This window comes from Pseudomonas sp. HLS-6 (assembly GCF_002753995.1).
GTDB classification, from domain to species: domain Bacteria; phylum Pseudomonadota; class Gammaproteobacteria; order Pseudomonadales; family Pseudomonadaceae; genus Aquipseudomonas; species Aquipseudomonas defluvii.
In genome coordinates this window covers 5,006,621-5,023,235 of the sequence record NZ_CP024478.1, presented here as the reverse complement: position 1 = coordinate 5,023,235, position 16,615 = coordinate 5,006,621, and the positions used below count along the sequence as shown (strand labels likewise).

General features: G+C 61.9%; 14 protein-coding genes. 10 read left to right on the top strand and 4 right to left on the bottom strand.

Annotated features, from left to right (window positions below; all coding sequences use genetic code 11):
• Positions 1-134 precede the first annotated feature (134 nt).
• The 9 genes from CS390_RS23675 to gcvP all read left to right on the top strand — a co-directional run bounded on the left by CS390_RS23675 (position 135) and on the right by gcvP (position 11,941).
• The gene (locus CS390_RS23675; protein ID WP_065760051.1) at positions 135-689 is read left to right on the top strand and encodes a YecA family protein; all 555 of its coding nucleotides are present in this window, start codon (positions 135-137) and stop codon (positions 687-689) included.
• Positions 690-713: 24 nt separating this feature from the next.
• On the top strand, positions 714-2,048 hold the full coding sequence (gene pepP / locus CS390_RS23670) for a Xaa-Pro aminopeptidase (RefSeq protein WP_099776268.1): 1,335 nt from the start codon (positions 714-716) through the stop codon (positions 2,046-2,048).
• Positions 2,045-3,238: a 2-octaprenyl-6-methoxyphenyl hydroxylase gene (ubiH, locus tag CS390_RS23665; protein ID WP_065760053.1), complete on the top strand. Its 1,194-nt coding sequence runs from the start codon at positions 2,045-2,047 to the stop codon at positions 3,236-3,238. The genes pepP and ubiH overlap by 4 nt, the downstream gene beginning before the upstream one ends.
• A gap of 77 nt (positions 3,239-3,315) precedes the next feature.
• On the top strand, positions 3,316-4,533 hold the full coding sequence (locus CS390_RS23660; protein ID WP_177442457.1) for a 2-octaprenyl-3-methyl-6-methoxy-1,4-benzoquinol hydroxylase: 1,218 nt from the start codon (positions 3,316-3,318) through the stop codon (positions 4,531-4,533).
• A gap of 103 nt (positions 4,534-4,636) precedes the next feature.
• The gene (locus CS390_RS23655) at positions 4,637-5,638 is read left to right on the top strand and encodes an extracellular solute-binding protein (RefSeq protein ID WP_099776265.1); all 1,002 of its coding nucleotides are present in this window, start codon (positions 4,637-4,639) and stop codon (positions 5,636-5,638) included.
• Between the two features lie 109 nt (positions 5,639-5,747).
• Positions 5,748-7,370, top strand: coding sequence for an iron ABC transporter permease (locus CS390_RS23650; protein ID WP_099776263.1), 1,623 nt, complete (start codon positions 5,748-5,750; stop codon positions 7,368-7,370).
• A gap of 103 nt (positions 7,371-7,473) precedes the next feature.
• Complete coding sequence (gcvT, locus tag CS390_RS23645; RefSeq protein ID WP_065760057.1) at positions 7,474-8,556, top strand: glycine cleavage system aminomethyltransferase GcvT; 1,083 nt, start codon at positions 7,474-7,476, stop codon at positions 8,554-8,556.
• A gap of 45 nt (positions 8,557-8,601) precedes the next feature.
• On the top strand, positions 8,602-8,985 hold the full coding sequence (gcvH, locus tag CS390_RS23640) for a glycine cleavage system protein GcvH (RefSeq protein ID WP_099776260.1): 384 nt from the start codon (positions 8,602-8,604) through the stop codon (positions 8,983-8,985).
• An 82-nt stretch (positions 8,986-9,067) separates the two neighbouring features.
• Positions 9,068-11,941 carry an aminomethyl-transferring glycine dehydrogenase gene (gcvP, locus tag CS390_RS23635; RefSeq protein ID WP_065760059.1) on the top strand — a complete coding sequence of 958 codons (2,874 nt, stop codon included), beginning with the start codon at positions 9,068-9,070 and terminating at the stop codon, positions 11,939-11,941.
• An 84-nt stretch (positions 11,942-12,025) separates the two neighbouring features.
• On the opposite strand, the gene CS390_RS23630 is transcribed toward gcvP, so the two are convergent.
• From CS390_RS23630 to CS390_RS23620, 3 genes are all read right to left on the bottom strand, one after another.
• Positions 12,026-12,343, bottom strand: coding sequence for a DUF2388 domain-containing protein (locus CS390_RS23630; RefSeq protein WP_065760060.1), 318 nt, complete (start codon positions 12,341-12,343; stop codon positions 12,026-12,028).
• 99 nt (positions 12,344-12,442) lie between these two features.
• Complete coding sequence (locus CS390_RS23625) at positions 12,443-14,188, bottom strand: GspE/PulE family protein (protein ID WP_099776258.1); 1,746 nt, start codon at positions 14,186-14,188, stop codon at positions 12,443-12,445.
• A gap of 91 nt (positions 14,189-14,279) precedes the next feature.
• Positions 14,280-14,627 carry a hypothetical protein gene (locus CS390_RS23620; protein ID WP_065760062.1) on the bottom strand — a complete coding sequence of 116 codons (348 nt, stop codon included), beginning with the start codon at positions 14,625-14,627 and terminating at the stop codon, positions 14,280-14,282.
• Positions 14,628-14,752: 125 nt separating this feature from the next.
• Here CS390_RS23620 and CS390_RS23615 point away from each other — a divergent pair, with 125 nt between their 5' ends.
• The gene (locus CS390_RS23615) at positions 14,753-15,220 is read left to right on the top strand and encodes an Lrp/AsnC family transcriptional regulator (protein WP_065760063.1); all 468 of its coding nucleotides are present in this window, start codon (positions 14,753-14,755) and stop codon (positions 15,218-15,220) included.
• A 3-nt stretch (positions 15,221-15,223) separates the two neighbouring features.
• On the opposite strand, the gene CS390_RS23610 is transcribed toward CS390_RS23615, so the two are convergent.
• On the bottom strand, positions 15,224-16,591 hold the full coding sequence (locus CS390_RS23610; protein ID WP_065760064.1) for an inorganic triphosphatase: 1,368 nt from the start codon (positions 16,589-16,591) through the stop codon (positions 15,224-15,226).
• Positions 16,592-16,615 lie beyond the last annotated feature (24 nt).

Here is a 16,615-nt window from a genome sequence, read left to right as displayed (position 1 = left end):
GGGTGTGCCTGAGTTCCCGGCGATTATGCCCTGCCAGCCCCGAGTTGGCCGCGTCGATGGTCTTGGCGCGCCTGCCGGTGCTAGGATACAAGGTCTTCATTCTAGTCATTGCGCCGTCTGGCGCCTAGTTGCCCATGCCCAATACCAACTCGCCGTACACCGCATTCGCCGCCCTGCTGAGCAGCGGCGGTCATCCAGTTTCTCCTGCCGAACTGCACGGGCTGTTGCTCGGGCGTAGCTGCACAGGTGTCGGCTTCGATGCCGACAGCTGGTTGGCCGACGCAGCCCCCCTGCTTGATACCGAGCCGGCCGACAATGTTCGCAATGCCCTGATTGGCTTGCAGGAAATGGTCAAGGCCGAACTCACCGGTGAAGACATCACCATCGTCTTGCTGCTGCCGGGCGATGACGCGCCGCTGACCGAGCGTGCCGTTGCGCTGGGCCAGTGGTGCCGGGGCTTCCTCGACGGTTTCGGCCTGAACTCGGGTGGCCTGACATTGAGCACTGAAGCCAAGGAAGTGCTGCAGGACCTGGCCGCCATTTCCCAGGTTCAGGATGCTCTGGAGGAATCCGAGGACGGCGAGAGCGACTACATGGAAGTCATGGAATACCTGCGCGTCGCGCCGTTGCTGCTTTACACGGAGCTGGCCAAGCCTGCCCCAGCCGCTGCGAAACCTTCCCTGCACTGATTTTTGCCTGGACGCCATCTGCCCATGACCCACATCCCCAAGTCGGAATACGCCCGCCGGCGAAAGGCGCTGATGGCGCAGATGGAGCCCAACAGTATCGCCATCCTGCCGGCGGCTGCGGTCGCCATACGCAACCGCGATGTCGAGCACGTGTATCGCCAGGACAGCGATTTCCAGTACCTGAGCGGCTTTCCCGAGCCCGAAGCGGTGATTGCGCTGATACCCGGGCGTGAGCACGGTGAATATGTGTTGTTTTGCCGTGAGCGCAATCCTGAGCGTGAGTTATGGGATGGCTTGCGCGCCGGGCAGGAGGGTGCCATTCGCGATTTTGGCGCCGATGATGCCTTCCCGATCACCGATATCGACGAAATTCTGCCGGGGTTGATCGAGGGACGCGACCGCGTGTACTCGGCGATGGGCAGCAATGCCGAGTTCGACCGCCATTTGATGGAGTGGATCAACGTGATTCGTTCCAAGGCGCGCCTCGGTGCGCAGCCGCCCAACGAATTCGTTGCCCTGGATCATCTGCTGCATGACATGCGTCTGTATAAATCGGCAGCGGAAGTGAAGGTGATGCGCGAAGCCGCGGCCATTTCGGCGCGTGCTCATGTGCGGGCGATGCAAGCCTGCCGGGCCGGCTTGCACGAGTACAGCCTTGAAGCCGAGCTGGATTACGAGTTTCGCAAGGGCGGGGCGAAGATGCCGGCTTACGGCTCGATTGTCGCGGCTGGACGCAACAGCTGCATCCTGCATTACCAGGAAAACGATGCGCCGCTGAAGAACGGTGATCTGGTGCTGATCGACGCGGGTTGCGAGATTGACTGCTACGCCAGCGATATCACTCGGACGTTTCCGGTCAGTGGCACCTTTTCGCCGGAGCAGAAAGCAATCTACGAACTGGTAATCAAGGCGCAGATGGCGGCTTTCGAGGAGATTGCGCCGGGCAAGCATTGGAACCACGCGCACGAAGCGACCGTGCAGGTGATTACCGAAGGGCTGGTGGCGTTGGGCCTGCTCGCAGGCGAAGTGCCGGATCTGATCGAGTCCGAGGCTTACAAGGCCTTCTACATGCACCGTGCCGGGCACTGGCTGGGCATGGATGTACACGATGTCGGGGACTACAAGGTTGGCGGCCAGTGGCGGGTACTTGAGCCGGGCATGACACTGACGGTCGAGCCAGGGATCTACATCTCGGCGGACAATATGCACGTGGCGAAAAAATGGCGTGGTATCGGCATACGCATCGAGGACGACGTAGTGGTAACCAAGCATGGGTGTGAAGTTCTGACGGCGGGTGTGCCGAAAACAGTCGCTGAAATCGAAGCCTTGATGGCTGCTGCACGAAGCCAGGCGGCATGAACCGGTTCAATCTGGCAATTATTGGCGGCGGCCTGGTGGGGGCCAGCCTGGCCTTGGCGCTGCAGGCCGGTGCCAAGGCTCGGGGCTGGACGATCCTGTTGATCGAGCCGTTTGCGCCGGGTGACAGCTATCAGCCCAGCTACGATGCACGCTCGTCGGCGTTGTCCTTCGGCACCCGACAGATCTATGAACGGCTGGGGCTGTGGCAGGCGATCAGTCGCCGTGCCGAGCCGATCCGGCAGATCCAGGTGTCTGATCGGGGGCGTTTCGGCGCGGCCCGTCTGAACGCAATGGAAGAGGGCGTACCGGCCCTCGGCTATGTGGTGGAAAACGCCTGGCTAGGGCAGTGCCTTTGGAAAGGACTGGATCCTGAGGTGGTCAGTTGGCGCTGCCCGGCCGAAGTGACGGCCTTGCAGGCGCTGGAAGACGGTTATCGCTTGTCGCTCAACGACGACACGACCCTTGACTGCGATCTGGCGGTGCTGGCCGACGGTGGCCGTTCTGGCCTGCGCGAGCAGTTGGGCATTCATGTCACGACGCGGCCTTACAACCAGAGTGCGTTGATCGCCAACATCACGCCTAGTGAAGCGCACTGCGGGCAAGCGTTTGAGCGCTTCACCGACGAAGGGCCCATGGCGCTGTTGCCGCTGCCGGAAAACCGCTGCGCGCTGGTCTGGACCCGTAAGGGGATGGACGCCAAGCGGCTGGCCGAGCTGGATGAGCGCAGCTTCCTCGACGAATTGCAGGGCGTGTTCGGCTACCGATTGGGCGCCTTGTGTCAGGTGGGTGCTCGCCACCTGTATCCGTTGTCATTGGTCGAGGCGCAGGAACAGGTGCGTCCTCACCTGGTGGTGCTGGGCAATGCGGCGCACAGCCTGCACCCGATTGCCGGGCAGGGCTTCAACCTGTCGTTGCGTGACGTTCAGGCCTTGTCTGAAGCCTTGCTCGCCGGGCCGCAAGCGCCCGGTGACCTGGCGACGTTGCAAGCCTACTGTGAGCGTCAACGCCTTGATCAGACCTTGACCATCGGCTTTTCCGACCGCGTCACCCGGCTGTTTGGCAACAACCAGCCGCTGGTGACAGCCGGGCGTAACCTGGGCCTGCTTGGGCTCGACCTGCTGCCACCGGCCAAACGCTGGTTCGCCCGGCAAGCGATGGGCCTGGGCACCCGTTCGGACCTGCAGGGTTGAGCATGCGCAAGGGCCATATACCACTTTCCCTTTATCTGCGGCCCCGGCCGCAAGCAATACAGGCTTAAGGCATGGAAATGCGCGCGGATCTGTTGATTGTCGGTGCCGGTATGGTCGGCAGCGCCCTGGCGTTGGCGCTACAGCACAGCGGCCTGAATATTTTGCTGGTCGATGGCAGCCCGCTGTCGGTCAAACCCTTTGATGCCGGGGCCGCATTCGAGCCACGGGTCAGCGCCCTGTCGGTGGCTAGCCAGCGGATCCTTGAACGGCTCGGTGCCTGGGACGGTATCCGCGCCCGACGCGTCTGCCCGTATGGGCAGATGGAGGTCTGGGACGGCAGCGGGACAGGTCGTATTCACTTTTCCGCAGCCAGCGTGCATGCCGAGGTGCTGGGGCATATCGTCGAGAATCGAGTGGTCCAGGATGCGCTGCTGGAGCGCCTGCATGACAGCGAGATCGGCCTGCTGGCCAATGCGCGCCTGGAGCAGATGCGTCGTTCTGGAGAGGACTGGCTGCTGACCTTGGCCGATGGCCGTACGCTGCGTGCACCCTTGGTGATCGCTGCCGACGGGGCGAACTCGGCCGTGCGCCGCCTGACGGGGTGCGAAACCCGTGAGTGGGATTACTTGCATCACGCCATCGTGACCAGTGTGCGCTGCAGCCAGGCTCATCAGGCCACGGCCTGGCAGCGCTTTACGGATGATGGCCCGCTGGCGTTTCTGCCGCTGCAGCGCGACGGCGAGCAGGGGTGGTGCTCGATTGTCTGGTCGACCACGCCGGAGCAGGCCGAGCGCCTGATGGGGTTGGCCGATGAGGCGTTCTGCGCCGAACTCGAGCGCGCCTTCGAAGGTCGTCTGGGCCAAGTGCTGAGTGCCGACCCGCGATTGTGTGTGCCGCTGCGCCAGCGCCATGCCAAGCGCTATGTGGCCGAGGGCCTGGCGCTGATTGGCGATGCTGCGCATACCATTCACCCGTTGGCCGGGCAGGGCGTCAACCTGGGCTTCCTCGATGCGGCGGTGCTCGCCGAGGAGCTGTTAAACGCTCTGGACCGTGGCGAGCGGCTGGCCGATTTGCGGGTACTGAGTCGCTTCGAGCGGCGCCGGATGCCGCACAACCTGGCCTTGATGGCGGCAATGGAAGGCTTCGAGCGGCTGTTCCAGGCCGATCCGTTGCCGCTGCGCTGGTTGCGTAATACGGGCCTGAAGTGGGTCGAGCAATTGCCTGAGGCCAAGGCGCTGTTTGTGCGTCAGGCCCTCGGCTTGAGCGGTGATCTGCCCGAGTTGGCGCGGCCCTGAGAGGCTTGCAACATCTGGTAACTGCTCTGTTGTGAGTTAGGTTGAGATGGCAAATGGGATTCACTACCATTTCTGCCTTTCTTGTCTTTCGAGGACCGCTTCCATGTTGTCACGCAAGCATTTACTGGCCGCTCTGGCATTGACGCTGTTCGGTAGCACCGCCCAGGCAGCGGATGAAGTGGTGGTGTACTCCTCGCGAATTGATGAGCTGATCAAGCCGGTATTTGATGCCTACACGGCCAAGACCGGAGTGAAGGTCAAGTTCATTACCGACAAGGAAGCACCGCTGATGCAGCGGATCAAGGCCGAGGGCGAGAATGCCACCGCCGACCTGCTGCTCACCGTCGATGCGGGCAACCTCTGGCAGGCCGAGCAAATGGGCATCCTGCAGCCGATCCAGTCGTCGGTGATCGATGCCAACATCCCGTCTCAATATCGTGCCTCGTCCCATGACTGGACAGGCCTGAGCCTGCGCGCACGAACCATTGTCTACTCCACCGAGCGGGTCAAGCCGGAAGAGCTGAGCACCTACGAGGCACTGGCCGACAAGCAATGGGAAGGCCGCCTGTGCCTGCGTACCGCGAAGAAGGTCTACAACCAGTCGTTGACCGCCACCCTGATCGAGACCCATGGCGCCGAGAAAACCGAACAGATCATCAAGGGCTGGGTGAACAACCTGTCCACAGACGTCTTCTCTGACGATACGGCCTTGCTGCTGGCGATCAAGGCCGGTCAGTGCGATGTCGGTATCGTTAACACCTATTACTACGGTCGCTTGCACCAGCAGGACCCGAAACTGCCGGTCAAGCTGTTCTGGCCTAACCAGGCGGACCGCGGTGTTCACGTCAACCTCTCGGGTATCGGCCTGACCAAGTACGCGCCGCATCCAGAAGCAGCCAAGGCCCTGGTCGAGTGGATGACCGGTGCGGATGCACAGAAGATGTTCGCGAGTATCAACCAGGAGTTCCCGGCCAACCCGAAGGTTGCACCGTCCGAGGAAGTCGCCGCCTGGGGAACCTTCAAGGCTGACGCCCTCCCGGTGGAAGTCGCAGGCAAGCGTCAGGCTGAAGCGATTCGCTTGATGGACCGGGCTGGCTGGAACTAAGCCCCAGGCTTTATGCTTGTTCGACCCTTTGCGGCTTCATCGCCGGCAAGGCCAGCTCTGATGGGCAGGTGTTGCCGGCGACAGTCATTAAAACCTAGAGCATCGCCCTTTGGCCCACCCTGCCCAACGCCGCTGGTATCCCCTGGTTTTCGCCGTTGTCACCTTGGTGCTGTTGCCGATCAGTGTTCTGCTCCTGTCCTGGGAGACGATTGACCGGCAGATCTGGTCGCACCTGCTCGAAACCCAGATGTCCCGCCTGTTGGGCAATACCGCCACACTGGTCGCCGGTGTCGGCATTGGTGTCACCCTGTTGGGCGTCAGCCTGGCCTGGTTGACCAGCCTTTGTGAGTTTCCCGGGCGTCGTTGGCTCGATTGGGCCTTGATGCTGCCCTTCGCCATCCCGGCCTATGTACTGGCGTTCGTCTTTGTCGGCTTGCTGGATTTTTCCGGGCCGGTGCAAACCCTGCTGCGCGAGTGGTTCGGGCCGATGCGTCTGCCTCGGGTGCGCTCCACCGGTGGCGTGATCACGGTGCTGGTGCTGGTGTTCTACCCCTACGTCTACCTGCTGGCTCGCACTGCGTTCATTGCTCAAGGCAAGGGTTTGATGGAGGCCGCGCGGGTACTGGGGCATTCGCCGTTGCAGGCATTCTGGCGGGTTGCCCTGCCCATGGCGCGCCCCGCAATTGGCGCGGGCGTGGCATTGGCACTCATGGAAACCCTGGCGGACTTCGGTGCGGTCTCGGTGTTCAACTTCGATACGTTCACCACGGCCATCTATAAAACCTGGTACGGCTTCTTCAGCCTTTCCAGTGCGGCACAACTGGCCAGTCTGTTATTGCTGGCGGTCATGCTGGTGCTGTACGGCGAGCGCCGGGCACGTGGTGCAACCCGCAGTGGCAGTGAGCGGCCACGGGGCAAGGCCTTGTATCACCTGCGCGGGGTCAAGGCGTTTGCAGCGACCGGTTGGTGCCTGCTGGTCTTTGCCTGTGCGTTCGTAATCCCGGTGCTGCAACTGCTGGTGTGGTTCTGGCAGCGTGGTCGTTTCGACCTCGACGAGCGCTATGCCGGGCTGATTGTGCACACCCTCTATCTGGGGGCCATGGCGGCGTTGATCACGGTCTGCGTGGCACTGATGCTGGCATTTGCCCGACGGCAGGCGCCCACGCGCGGTATCCGGGCTGGCGTCAGCCTGGCTAACCTTGGTTACGCCTTGCCGGGATCGGTACTGGCTGTGTCGATCATGTTGGCGTTCAGTTACCTGGACAAGCAACTGGTCATCCCGCTGTCCAGCTGGCTGGGTGGCGCTGGCAAGCCGTTACTGCTGGGCAGCCTCAGTGCATTGATACTGGCGTACCTGGTGCGATTCGTGGCTGTTGCCTACGGGCCTTTGGAAAGCAGCCTTGCGCGGGTTAGGCCTTCGCTGCCGGAAGCTTCGCGCAGCCTTGGGGTTGCGGGGCCGCGCCTGTTCTTCAAGGTCTACCTGCCGTTATTGGTGCCTGGTGCGCTGAGCGCGGCGCTGTTGGTGTTTGTCGACGTACTCAAGGAAATGCCTGCTACCTTGCTACTGCGGCCCTTTGGCTGGGACACGCTAGCGGTGCGGGTCTTTGAAATGACCAGTGAGGGCGAGTGGGCACGTGCTTCGCTGCCTGCGCTAACCCTGGTGTTGGTCGGCCTGTTGCCGGTTATCGGGCTGATTCGACGGTCGGCTCGGCACCCCGGCCAAGCGCACTGAGGGTGTAAGCATCCAGCCTTGCAGCTACAATGCGCGGCATTCGCTACGTCGGTGGCTGCACTGCCGCCGGTCGTAGCCTCGCCACGCGCGGAAGGAGAAACCCATGGGACTGCGTACGCCTCTTTATGACCTGCATTTGGCGCTTGGCGCCAAGATGGTCGATTTTGGCGGTTGGGACATGCCCCTGCATTACGGCTCGCAAGTCGAGGAGCACCATCAGGTGCGTCGCGACTGCGGGGTTTTCGATGTATCTCACATGACCGTGATTGATATCGGCGGCGCTCAGGCAGCGGCGTGGCTGCAGTATGTGCTGGCCAACGATATCGAGCGCCTGAGTGCCACAGGCAAAGCCCTGTACAGCACCCTGCTCAATGAGCAAGGCGGGGTGATCGACGACATGATCGTCTACCGCTGTGATGACGGTTATCGTCTGGTGGTCAACGCTGCGACTCGCGACAAGGACCTGGCCTGGCTGCAAGCGTGCCGGGTTGGTTTTGACGTGAGTATCCAGGAGCGCACGGATTTGGCGATCCTGGCGGTCCAAGGGCCTCATGCCCGCGAAAAGGTCGCAGATCTGGTGACTGCCGCACGTGCGGCATTGATTCGCGAACTCAAGCCGTTCGAGGGCCTGGTCGACGGTGACTGGTTTATCGCCCGTACCGGTTATACCGGCGAAGATGGTTTGGAAATCATGCTGCCAGCAGTTCAGGCGCCCGGGTTCTTCAACGACCTGGTCGGTGCCGGTATTGCCCCGAGTGGACTGGGCGCACGCGATACCTTGCGTCTTGAGGCGGGTATGAACCTCTATGGCCAGGATATCGACGAAGCGCATTCCCCGCTGACCTCGAACCTGGCTTGGAGCATTGCCTGGGAGCCGGCGACGCGAGACTTCATCGGTCGTGCCGCGCTTGAGGCCGAGCGTGATGCCGGGCCGAAGCTTAAACTGGTGGGCCTGGTGCTGGAGGAGCGCGGGGTGTTGCGGGCGCACCAGGTCGTGCGTATCAGTGAAATTGGCGAAGGAGAGATCACCAGTGGTAGTTTCTCCCCTACGCTGAGCAAATCGATTGCTCTGGCACGGGTGCCAATGGCGACTGCCGATCGCGCTGAAGTCGAGATCCGTGGTCGCTGGTACCCGGTGCGAGTGGTCAAGCCAACGTTCGTGCGGCATGGCAAGATTCTGATCTGAATTTTTTCTGGCGGGCCGACCGCTGACCTTATCGAGGACAACAATATGAGCGATATCCCTGCCGAACTGCGTTTTGCCGATAGCCATGAGTGGGCCCGTCTGGAGGCTGACGGTAGTGTCACGGTCGGCATCAGCGACCACGCACAGGAAGCCTTGGGCGATGTGGTGTTCGTTGAGCTGACAGAAGTGGGCATGGTGTTTGCCGCTGGCGATACCGCCGGTGTGGTCGAGTCGGTCAAGGCCGCTTCGGACATCTACGCCCCGATCAGCGGCGAAGTCATTGCGGTCAACGAGGATCTGAGCGACAGCCCTGAGTCGCTGAACAGCGATCCGTATGGCGCCTGGATCTTCAAGCTGAAGCCCGCCGATCCGGCTGAACTGGACAAGCTGCTCGACGCGGCAGGCTACAAAGCGCTCATCGGCGAATAGTTTTCCGACACAAGCGGCAATCTCTTCCTAGACTCAATATGCCTCGGCTGGTCGAGGTTTGGTCTAGGAAGAGAGAGCCGCTATGTCCCAGTCGCCGTCCCTGAGCCAACTGTACGACGCCAATCCTTTCCTGCGTCGCCACCTGGGGCCTGACCCCAGCGAGCAGCAGGCCATGCTCGAAGCCCTTGGCCTGGGCAGTCGTGTCGAGCTTATCGAACAGACCGTCCCACCCGGCATTCGCCTGAACCGCGCCCTCGACTTGCCGCCCGCCCTCGATGAAGAGGCCGCGCTGGCGAAGCTGCGTGGTTACGCCGAGCAAAACCAGATCTGGACCAGCCTTATCGGCATGGGCTACCACGGTACCCTCACGCCAACGGTGATCCTGCGTAACGTCCTGGAAAATCCCGGTTGGTACACGGCCTATACGCCGTATCAGCCCGAAATTGCCCAAGGGCGACTGGAAGCTTTGCTGAACTTTCAGCAGATGATCATTGACCTCAGTGGGCTGGACCTGGCGAACGCCTCGCTCCTTGATGAAGCCACGGCCGCCGCCGAAGCGATGGCCTTGGCCCGCCGCGTTGCCAAGTCGAAGAGCAACGTGTTTTTTGCCGATGAGCACTGCCATCCACAAACCCTCTCGGTATTGCAGACCCGCGCCGACGGTTTTGGTTTTGAACTGGTCATCGACGCTGTGGATAACCTCGCCAAATACGCTGTGTTCGGTGCCTTGTTGCAGTACCCCGACACCCATGGCGAGGTGCGCGACCTGAGGCCGTTTATCGAACAGCTGCATACGCAGCAGGCACTGGCGTGTGTCGCCGCCGACCTGCTGAGCCTGGTGCTGTTGGCGCCACCGGGCGAGCTGGGGGCCGACGTGGTGCTGGGTTCTACCCAGCGCTTTGGTGTGCCGATGGGCTATGGCGGGCCGCATGCGGCTTATTTCGCTTGTCGTGACGAGTTCAAGCGGGCGATGCCGGGGCGGATCATCGGCGTGTCCAAGGACGCCCGTGGCAACCTCGCGCTGCGCATGGCACTGCAGACCCGTGAGCAGCATATTCGTCGGGAGAAGGCCAACTCGAACATCTGCACGGCGCAAGTGCTGCTGGCCAATATCGCCGGATTTTATGCGGTCTACCATGGGCCGGAAGGCCTGAAACGGATTGCTCAGCGGGTACACCGATTGACCTTCATCCTGGCGGCCGGGCTGGAGAGCAAGGGTATCAAGCGGCTCAATGAGCATTTCTTCGATACCCTGACCCTGGAAGTAGGCGGCAGCCAGACTGCGATCATCCAGAGCGCCGAGGCGGCGCAGATCAACCTGCGGATTCTGGGGCGCGGCCAATTGGGTGTCAGCCTCGATGAAACCTGCAACGAAGGCACGGTGCTGCGCCTGTTCGATATCTTCCTGGGCGCCGACCACGGCCTGGACATCGCAACCCTCGATACCCATGCCCTGCCTGAGGGGATACCTGCAGCGTTGGTGCGCCGCTCGGCCTACCTGACGCACCCGGTATTCAATCTGCACCACAGCGAAACCGAGATGCTGCGCTACCTCAAGCAGTTGGAGAACAAGGATCTGGCGCTGAACCAGTCGATGATTCCACTGGGCTCTTGCACCATGAAGCTCAATGCCAGCAGCGAGATGATCCCCATTACCTGGCCAGGTTTTGCCCAGCTGCATCCGTTCGCCCCCGCCGCGCAGGTGCAGGGCTACAAGGCCATGATCGACGAACTGGAGAATTGGCTCTGCGCGATCACCGGTTTCGACGCAGTCTGCATGCAGCCCAACTCCGGAGCCCAAGGTGAATATGCCGGGTTGATGGCGATTGCCAAGTACCATCGCAGCCGCCAGCAGGGCCAGCGCGATATCTGCCTGATCCCCGCCTCAGCTCATGGGACCAACCCGGCGTCTGCACAAATGGCCGGTATGCAGGTGGTCATCGTTGACTGTGACAAGGACGGCAACGTCGACCTGACCGACCTCAAGGCCAAAGCCAAGGCGGCAGGTCAGCGCCTGTCCTGCCTGATGGCGACCTACCCCTCGACCCACGGTGTGTATGAAGAGGGGATTGTCGAAATCTGCGAGGTTATCCACAGCCATGGTGGTCAGGTGTACATGGACGGGGCCAATCTCAATGCTCAGGTCGGCCTGACCCGGCCGGCCGATATCGGTGCAGATGTGTCGCACATGAACCTGCACAAGACTTTCTGCATTCCCCATGGTGGCGGTGGCCCGGGTATGGGGCCGATTGGTGTTCGGGCCCACTTGGCGCCCTTTGTCGCCAGCCACCCGGTGGTGCCGGTGCCGGGGCCTGACCCGAAGAACACGGCAATCAGCGCCGCGCCCTGGGGCAGCGCGAGTATCCTGCCGATCAGCTGGATGTACATCGCAATGATGGGGCCGCAATTGGCGGACGCCAGTGAGGTGGCGATCCTGTGTGCCAACTACCTGGCGCAGCAATTGGGCGGCGCGTTTCCGGTGCTCTACCGCGGTCGCAATGCGCGGGTGGCGCATGAGTGTATTCTCGATTTGCGGCCGTTGAAGGCCCTGACCGGCATTACCGAGGAGGATGTCGCCAAGCGCCTGATGGATTACGGATTCCATGCCCCGACCATGTCCTTTCCGGTGCCTGGCACGCTGATGGTCGAGCCTACGGAGAGTGAGTCAAAGGCGGAACTGGACCGGTTTATCGAAGCGATGCTGAGTATCCGCGCAGAAATTGCCGAAGTGCAGAACGGTAACTGGCCAGCAGAAGACAACCCACTTAAAGGCGCGCCGCATACTCTGGCAGACGTTATCGGTGTATGGGAGCGGCCATACAGCATTGCGCAGGCAGTGACGCCCAGCACGCATGCCCGGCTGCACAAGTACTGGCCTGCGGTGAACCGGGTCGACAACGTGTATGGCGACCGCAACCTGTTCTGCGCGTGTGTACCGGTAGAGGACTACCGCTGAAGGGCTGGTCGCGGCGCCTTGATCGCGGGCAAGCCCGTTCCTACAGGGTTTGTGGGAGGCTTGCCCGCGAGGTTTCTGTGCGGCTTATTCGTTGGCGCCGGCGTTTTTCGCCAGGATGGCGTTGGCCAGCTCCATGTCGCTGGCTTTCAGCCCTGGGTTGTCGGCGCGCACTTTCTGGATGGCCGCTTCAAGGTACGGTCCGCGAATGCTGCCTTCGCTTGCGACGAAGCTGCCCGCGTCGTCTTGAGCCGCAACGATCAACTTGTGATCCCTGAACGTCAGGTAGGTAGAGGCGGTGGTTGCACCCGAGGAAATAACGTCGCGCCAGAAGGTGTCGGCCATGGCAGCGCCGAAGGGCAGGGACAGTAATGCAAGTGTTGCTACAGCACGCTTGAAGCGCATGGTGGGTGACTCCAACATTGGGGGGTGATCTAGCGGGTTTGATCTTGTCACCCCTCGGCAAGTTCCCTGGCCCTCAACGGGCCGATGAACGTACGTTGATCATGGTGCGACCCTGATAATTTCCGCCACGCTGGTAAGGCCCGCGGCGACCTTTTGCGCGCCGTTCAAGCGCAGGCTTCGCATCCCTTCGGCGAGCGCCTGGTGACGTAACGCCTGAGCGTCGCCGTCGGCACAGATCAATGGCTTGAGCGACTCGCTCAAGGGCAGCAGTTCATGGATGCCAGTACGCCCTCGGTAGCCGGTGTGTCGGCAGGCTGGGCAGCCCGCGGCCTGCTTCGCCTCAGTGGGTAACGGCCACTGCTGGGGCTGGACCAGGGTGTGCCAATCCTGGTCGGACAGGGTTGCGGGCACTTTGCAGGCCGGGCAGAGGGTGCGGATCAGACGTTGGGCCATTACCCCGATCAACGTTGCACGGATCAGGTAGTGCGGGATGCCCAGCTCCAGCAAACGGCCAATGGCAGTGCAGGCATCGTTGGTGTGCAGGGTGGACAGCACCAAGTGACCGGTCAGCGCCGCCTGGATGGCCATCTGTGCAGTCTCCAGGTCGCGTATCTCCCCGATCATGATGATGTCCGGGTCCTGGCGCAGCAGTGCGCGTACACCATTGGCGAAACACAGGTCGATGGCCGGGTCGACCTGCATCTGATTGAACGCGGGTTCGACCATTTCGATCGGGTCTTCGAGGGTGCAGAGGTTGACCTCAGGCGTTGCCAGTTGCTTGAGGCTGGCATACAAGGTGCTGGTCTTGCCGGAGCCGGTCGGCCCGGTGACCAGGACGATCCCGTGGTTGTGTCTCAGCATGCGTTGCCAGCATGCCAGCTCATCGCCGACCAGGCCCAACTGCTGGAAATCCCGTTGCAGCAGCTCAGGGTCGAAAATCCGTAGCACCAGCTTTTCACCGAAGGTGGTCGGCAAGGTGGACAGGCGTATTTCCACCTCGCTGCCGGCGGGTGTGCGAGTCTTCAGCCGACCGTCCTGTGGGCGGCGTTTTTCTGCGACATTCATCCGTCCCAGGCTTTTCAGCCGGCTTACCGCCGCCAGCGTCACCCACGGTGGGAACCGGTAGGCCTCATGCAGCACGCCGTCGATACGAAAGCGTACGCCACCCTGCTCGCGGCGAGGTTCGATATGGATATCGCTGGCGCGCTGCTCGAAGGCGTACTGCAGCAGCCAATCGACGATGCTCACAATGTGCGTGTCGTTGGCGTCCGCTTCCTGGTGTGCGGTGCCAAGGTCGAGCAGGTGCTCGATGCTGGCAGCGGGCCGGGCGATTTCCAGTTGGCAGGCGCTGTTGACCGAACGGGCGACATTGAAAAACTCCCGGCTCAGGTTGCGAATGCGTTCAGGGCTGGCGATTACCCGCTTGATCTGCCGTTTGAGGACGTGGGCCAGGTCGCTCTCCCAGCCGCGTACAAACGGTTGCGCACTGGCCACCGTCACGCTGTCGGCATCCACCTCGACTGCAAGTATGCCGTGGCGCTGGGCAAACGCGGCAGACATCAGGGCGGTGACGTGGGCTGCATCAATGCGCATCGGGTCGATGCACAGGTAGGGTTGGCCAGCATCGGCGGCCAGCCATTGGCACAGCCCTTCCAGCTCCAGCACCTGGCCAGGCTGGCGCGCGTCGGGCAGCCTGCGGCGGGCGATGACCTCCAGCGGATGGTCCGGGTCGTCGGCGGTTGGCACAACACGTTGGGCGTCTTCGGCGTGGATCACGTGTTGTGCAACCAGTGCATCCAGCAGGGTGACAAGGTCGAGTGGGCGATCCTCTGCGAGCGCGGGCATGGGGCTTCCTTGCAGGTCGGTTATGGCCTGCCAAGGCTAGTTGCTGCCGTTCTCGACGGTCGGGCGCAAGGTTTTCCGGGTATGTCGTGGCTCAGCGTGCGGGTCGTGATTCGAAGGCCCTGACCGGTGGCAGGCAGGGCTCAAGGTGTACCTCGACAACACTGATCAGGTTGCGCATTTTTTGCGCAATGAGCTCGGCGCGATGCCAGCTCAGACCGCCGATCTGTACCTCAATGTGCATCAGCTCATCTTCTTGTTTCATCTGTAGCTGTTGAGGCACGAGGAACTGTAATGCGAACAGATTGAGAATACGGCACAGGCTGTCCGGCTCGGCTTCAGCCTGCAATCGGTACTGAACGTGTGCGTGCGCTGCATTGGTGGCCCACGCATCGGTGCGCAGCGCAGTGACAGGGTGGTCCAGCCGTTCGAGTGCGCTCATGGAATTCTCCGAAGTTGATGAGAAGATTTTTGCATGATGCGCGGGGTATTTTTTCTCTATGATCCGCAGTTATTACCATCAATTGAATTGATTAATTCTTGAATAAGTCGTATGGAGAAAAAATTATGCAGAGCGAGTTAGATGCCTATGACCGACGCATCCTGGCCCTGCTGCAGGAGGATGCTTCGCTGTCCAGCGCGCAGATTGCCGAGCGTGTGGGGTTGTCACAGTCGCCCTGCTGGCGGCGTATACAGCGTATGAAGGAGGAAGGGATCATTCGCGGGCAGGTGACCTTGCTCGACCGCAAGAAAATCGGCCTGAACACTCAGATCTTTGCCGAGGTCAAACTCAACGCCCACGGGCGTTCAAACTTCACCGAGTTCACCGAGCAGATTCGCGGCTTCCCTGAAGTTCTGGAATGTTACGTGCTGATGGGGGCTGTGGATTTTCTCTTGCGCATTGTCACCCCGGACATCGAAGCCTACGAACGGTTCTTCTTCGAAAAGCTGTCGATGGTGCCGGGGATCCAGGAGGTCAACTCGATCGTGGCCTTGTCTGAAATCAAGTCCACGACGAGTCTGCCGGTGCTCTGAGGCTTACTTGCGCAGCAGGTATTTCCAGGCACGGCTTTGGAACACGGCAATGGCCTGTTGTACCCGGGCGTCCAGAGCTTCGTCGTTGATGGGCTGATGGGCCAGGTGTTGCAGCTTGTTCAGCTCGCCGTACAGGCGGTCGACTTCCGGTACCTCAAGCACGTTGCGGGCGTGATGCAGCCAGGCCAACAGGCGTTCGATGCGCGGCAGTTGCTCGGCCAGGTCTTCAGGCTGCTGCTGGTAGCGCGGCAGTTGCAGGGCCTGGGCTTCCTCGGCCAGCAGGTGGGTCAGCCAGTTACCCAGTTGCGCAGCGCCCTGGCGATTGCCACGGTTGTTGCGCTCGACTGTCCAGGCACGGGCCAGCAGCCAGCGCGAGGTGTCCAGGGAGAACTGGCCCCAGCGGGTTTCCAGCAGCTCTTCAGCGAACTGTTCCGGGGCGGCACGGCGGACGTCTTCGTCTTCCAGGCCGGCCTGTACCAGCGGCTTCCAGTCTTCCAGCAGGGCGTCGAGGCTGTTGCGCAGCTCACGGGTGCTGGCGCGCGGCGCAGCCTGGCCCAGGCTGCTGGCCAGGGCGCGCAGCTCGGTCAGGTTCTCGACCCAGTCCTGCAGCAGGCGCCAGTGGCCATTGAAGCGGTACTGCTCGGCCAGTCGCTGGCTGCTGCCCAGCAACTGCCAGCCCAGTGCGGCGAAGGCGTCGTCCAGGGTCATTTCGGCGTTCAGTTCCGCCGCAGGCAGGCTCAGGTCATAGCTGGCCGGGTCGAGCAGGCGGTAGCCACGCTCGGCCTTGCTGATATCACAGGGCATCATCGGCAGGCTGGCGGCGAGTTCGGCGGCCAGCTCCAGCAGGGCTTCGGCGGGGCCTTCACGCAGTTCCAGCTCCAGTTCGCAGATCTCTTCGTGCTGCTTGCCGACGATGACTTTGCCCAGGTCCAGGGCCGCTTCGATCACGACCTTGGCCTTGCCGCGGCCCCAGGCAATTTCCGCGTATTCGCGGGTGAAGTCGGTGCTGAACAGCGGCTTGATGGTTTTCTTGTCGACCTCGGCCAGTTGTTCTGGCCAGCACTGTGCGTCGAGTTTCTTCAGGTCCAGCTTGGTTTTTTCCAGGTGCCATTCGTATTCATGGCGCTCGGACAGGCCGGCAACGCTTTGACCACGGGTCTTGAGGGTCTGGATGATGACCTCGCCATCGCGGCGCAAACGCAGGGCGACCTTGGCCGCAGCCAGGTCGCGCTCAGGCGTGTCGAAGTACTGGTTGAGCAGCTCGCGCTGCTGCCAGCCGGACTTGTTGCGCTTCTTCAGCAATGGGTGTTCGCGCAGGGCCGCGAGGGTGTCGCGGCTGACCCGCAGTTTGATTTCGGTTTCTTTATGCATTGCTGGGCAATCCGGCGTCGGATG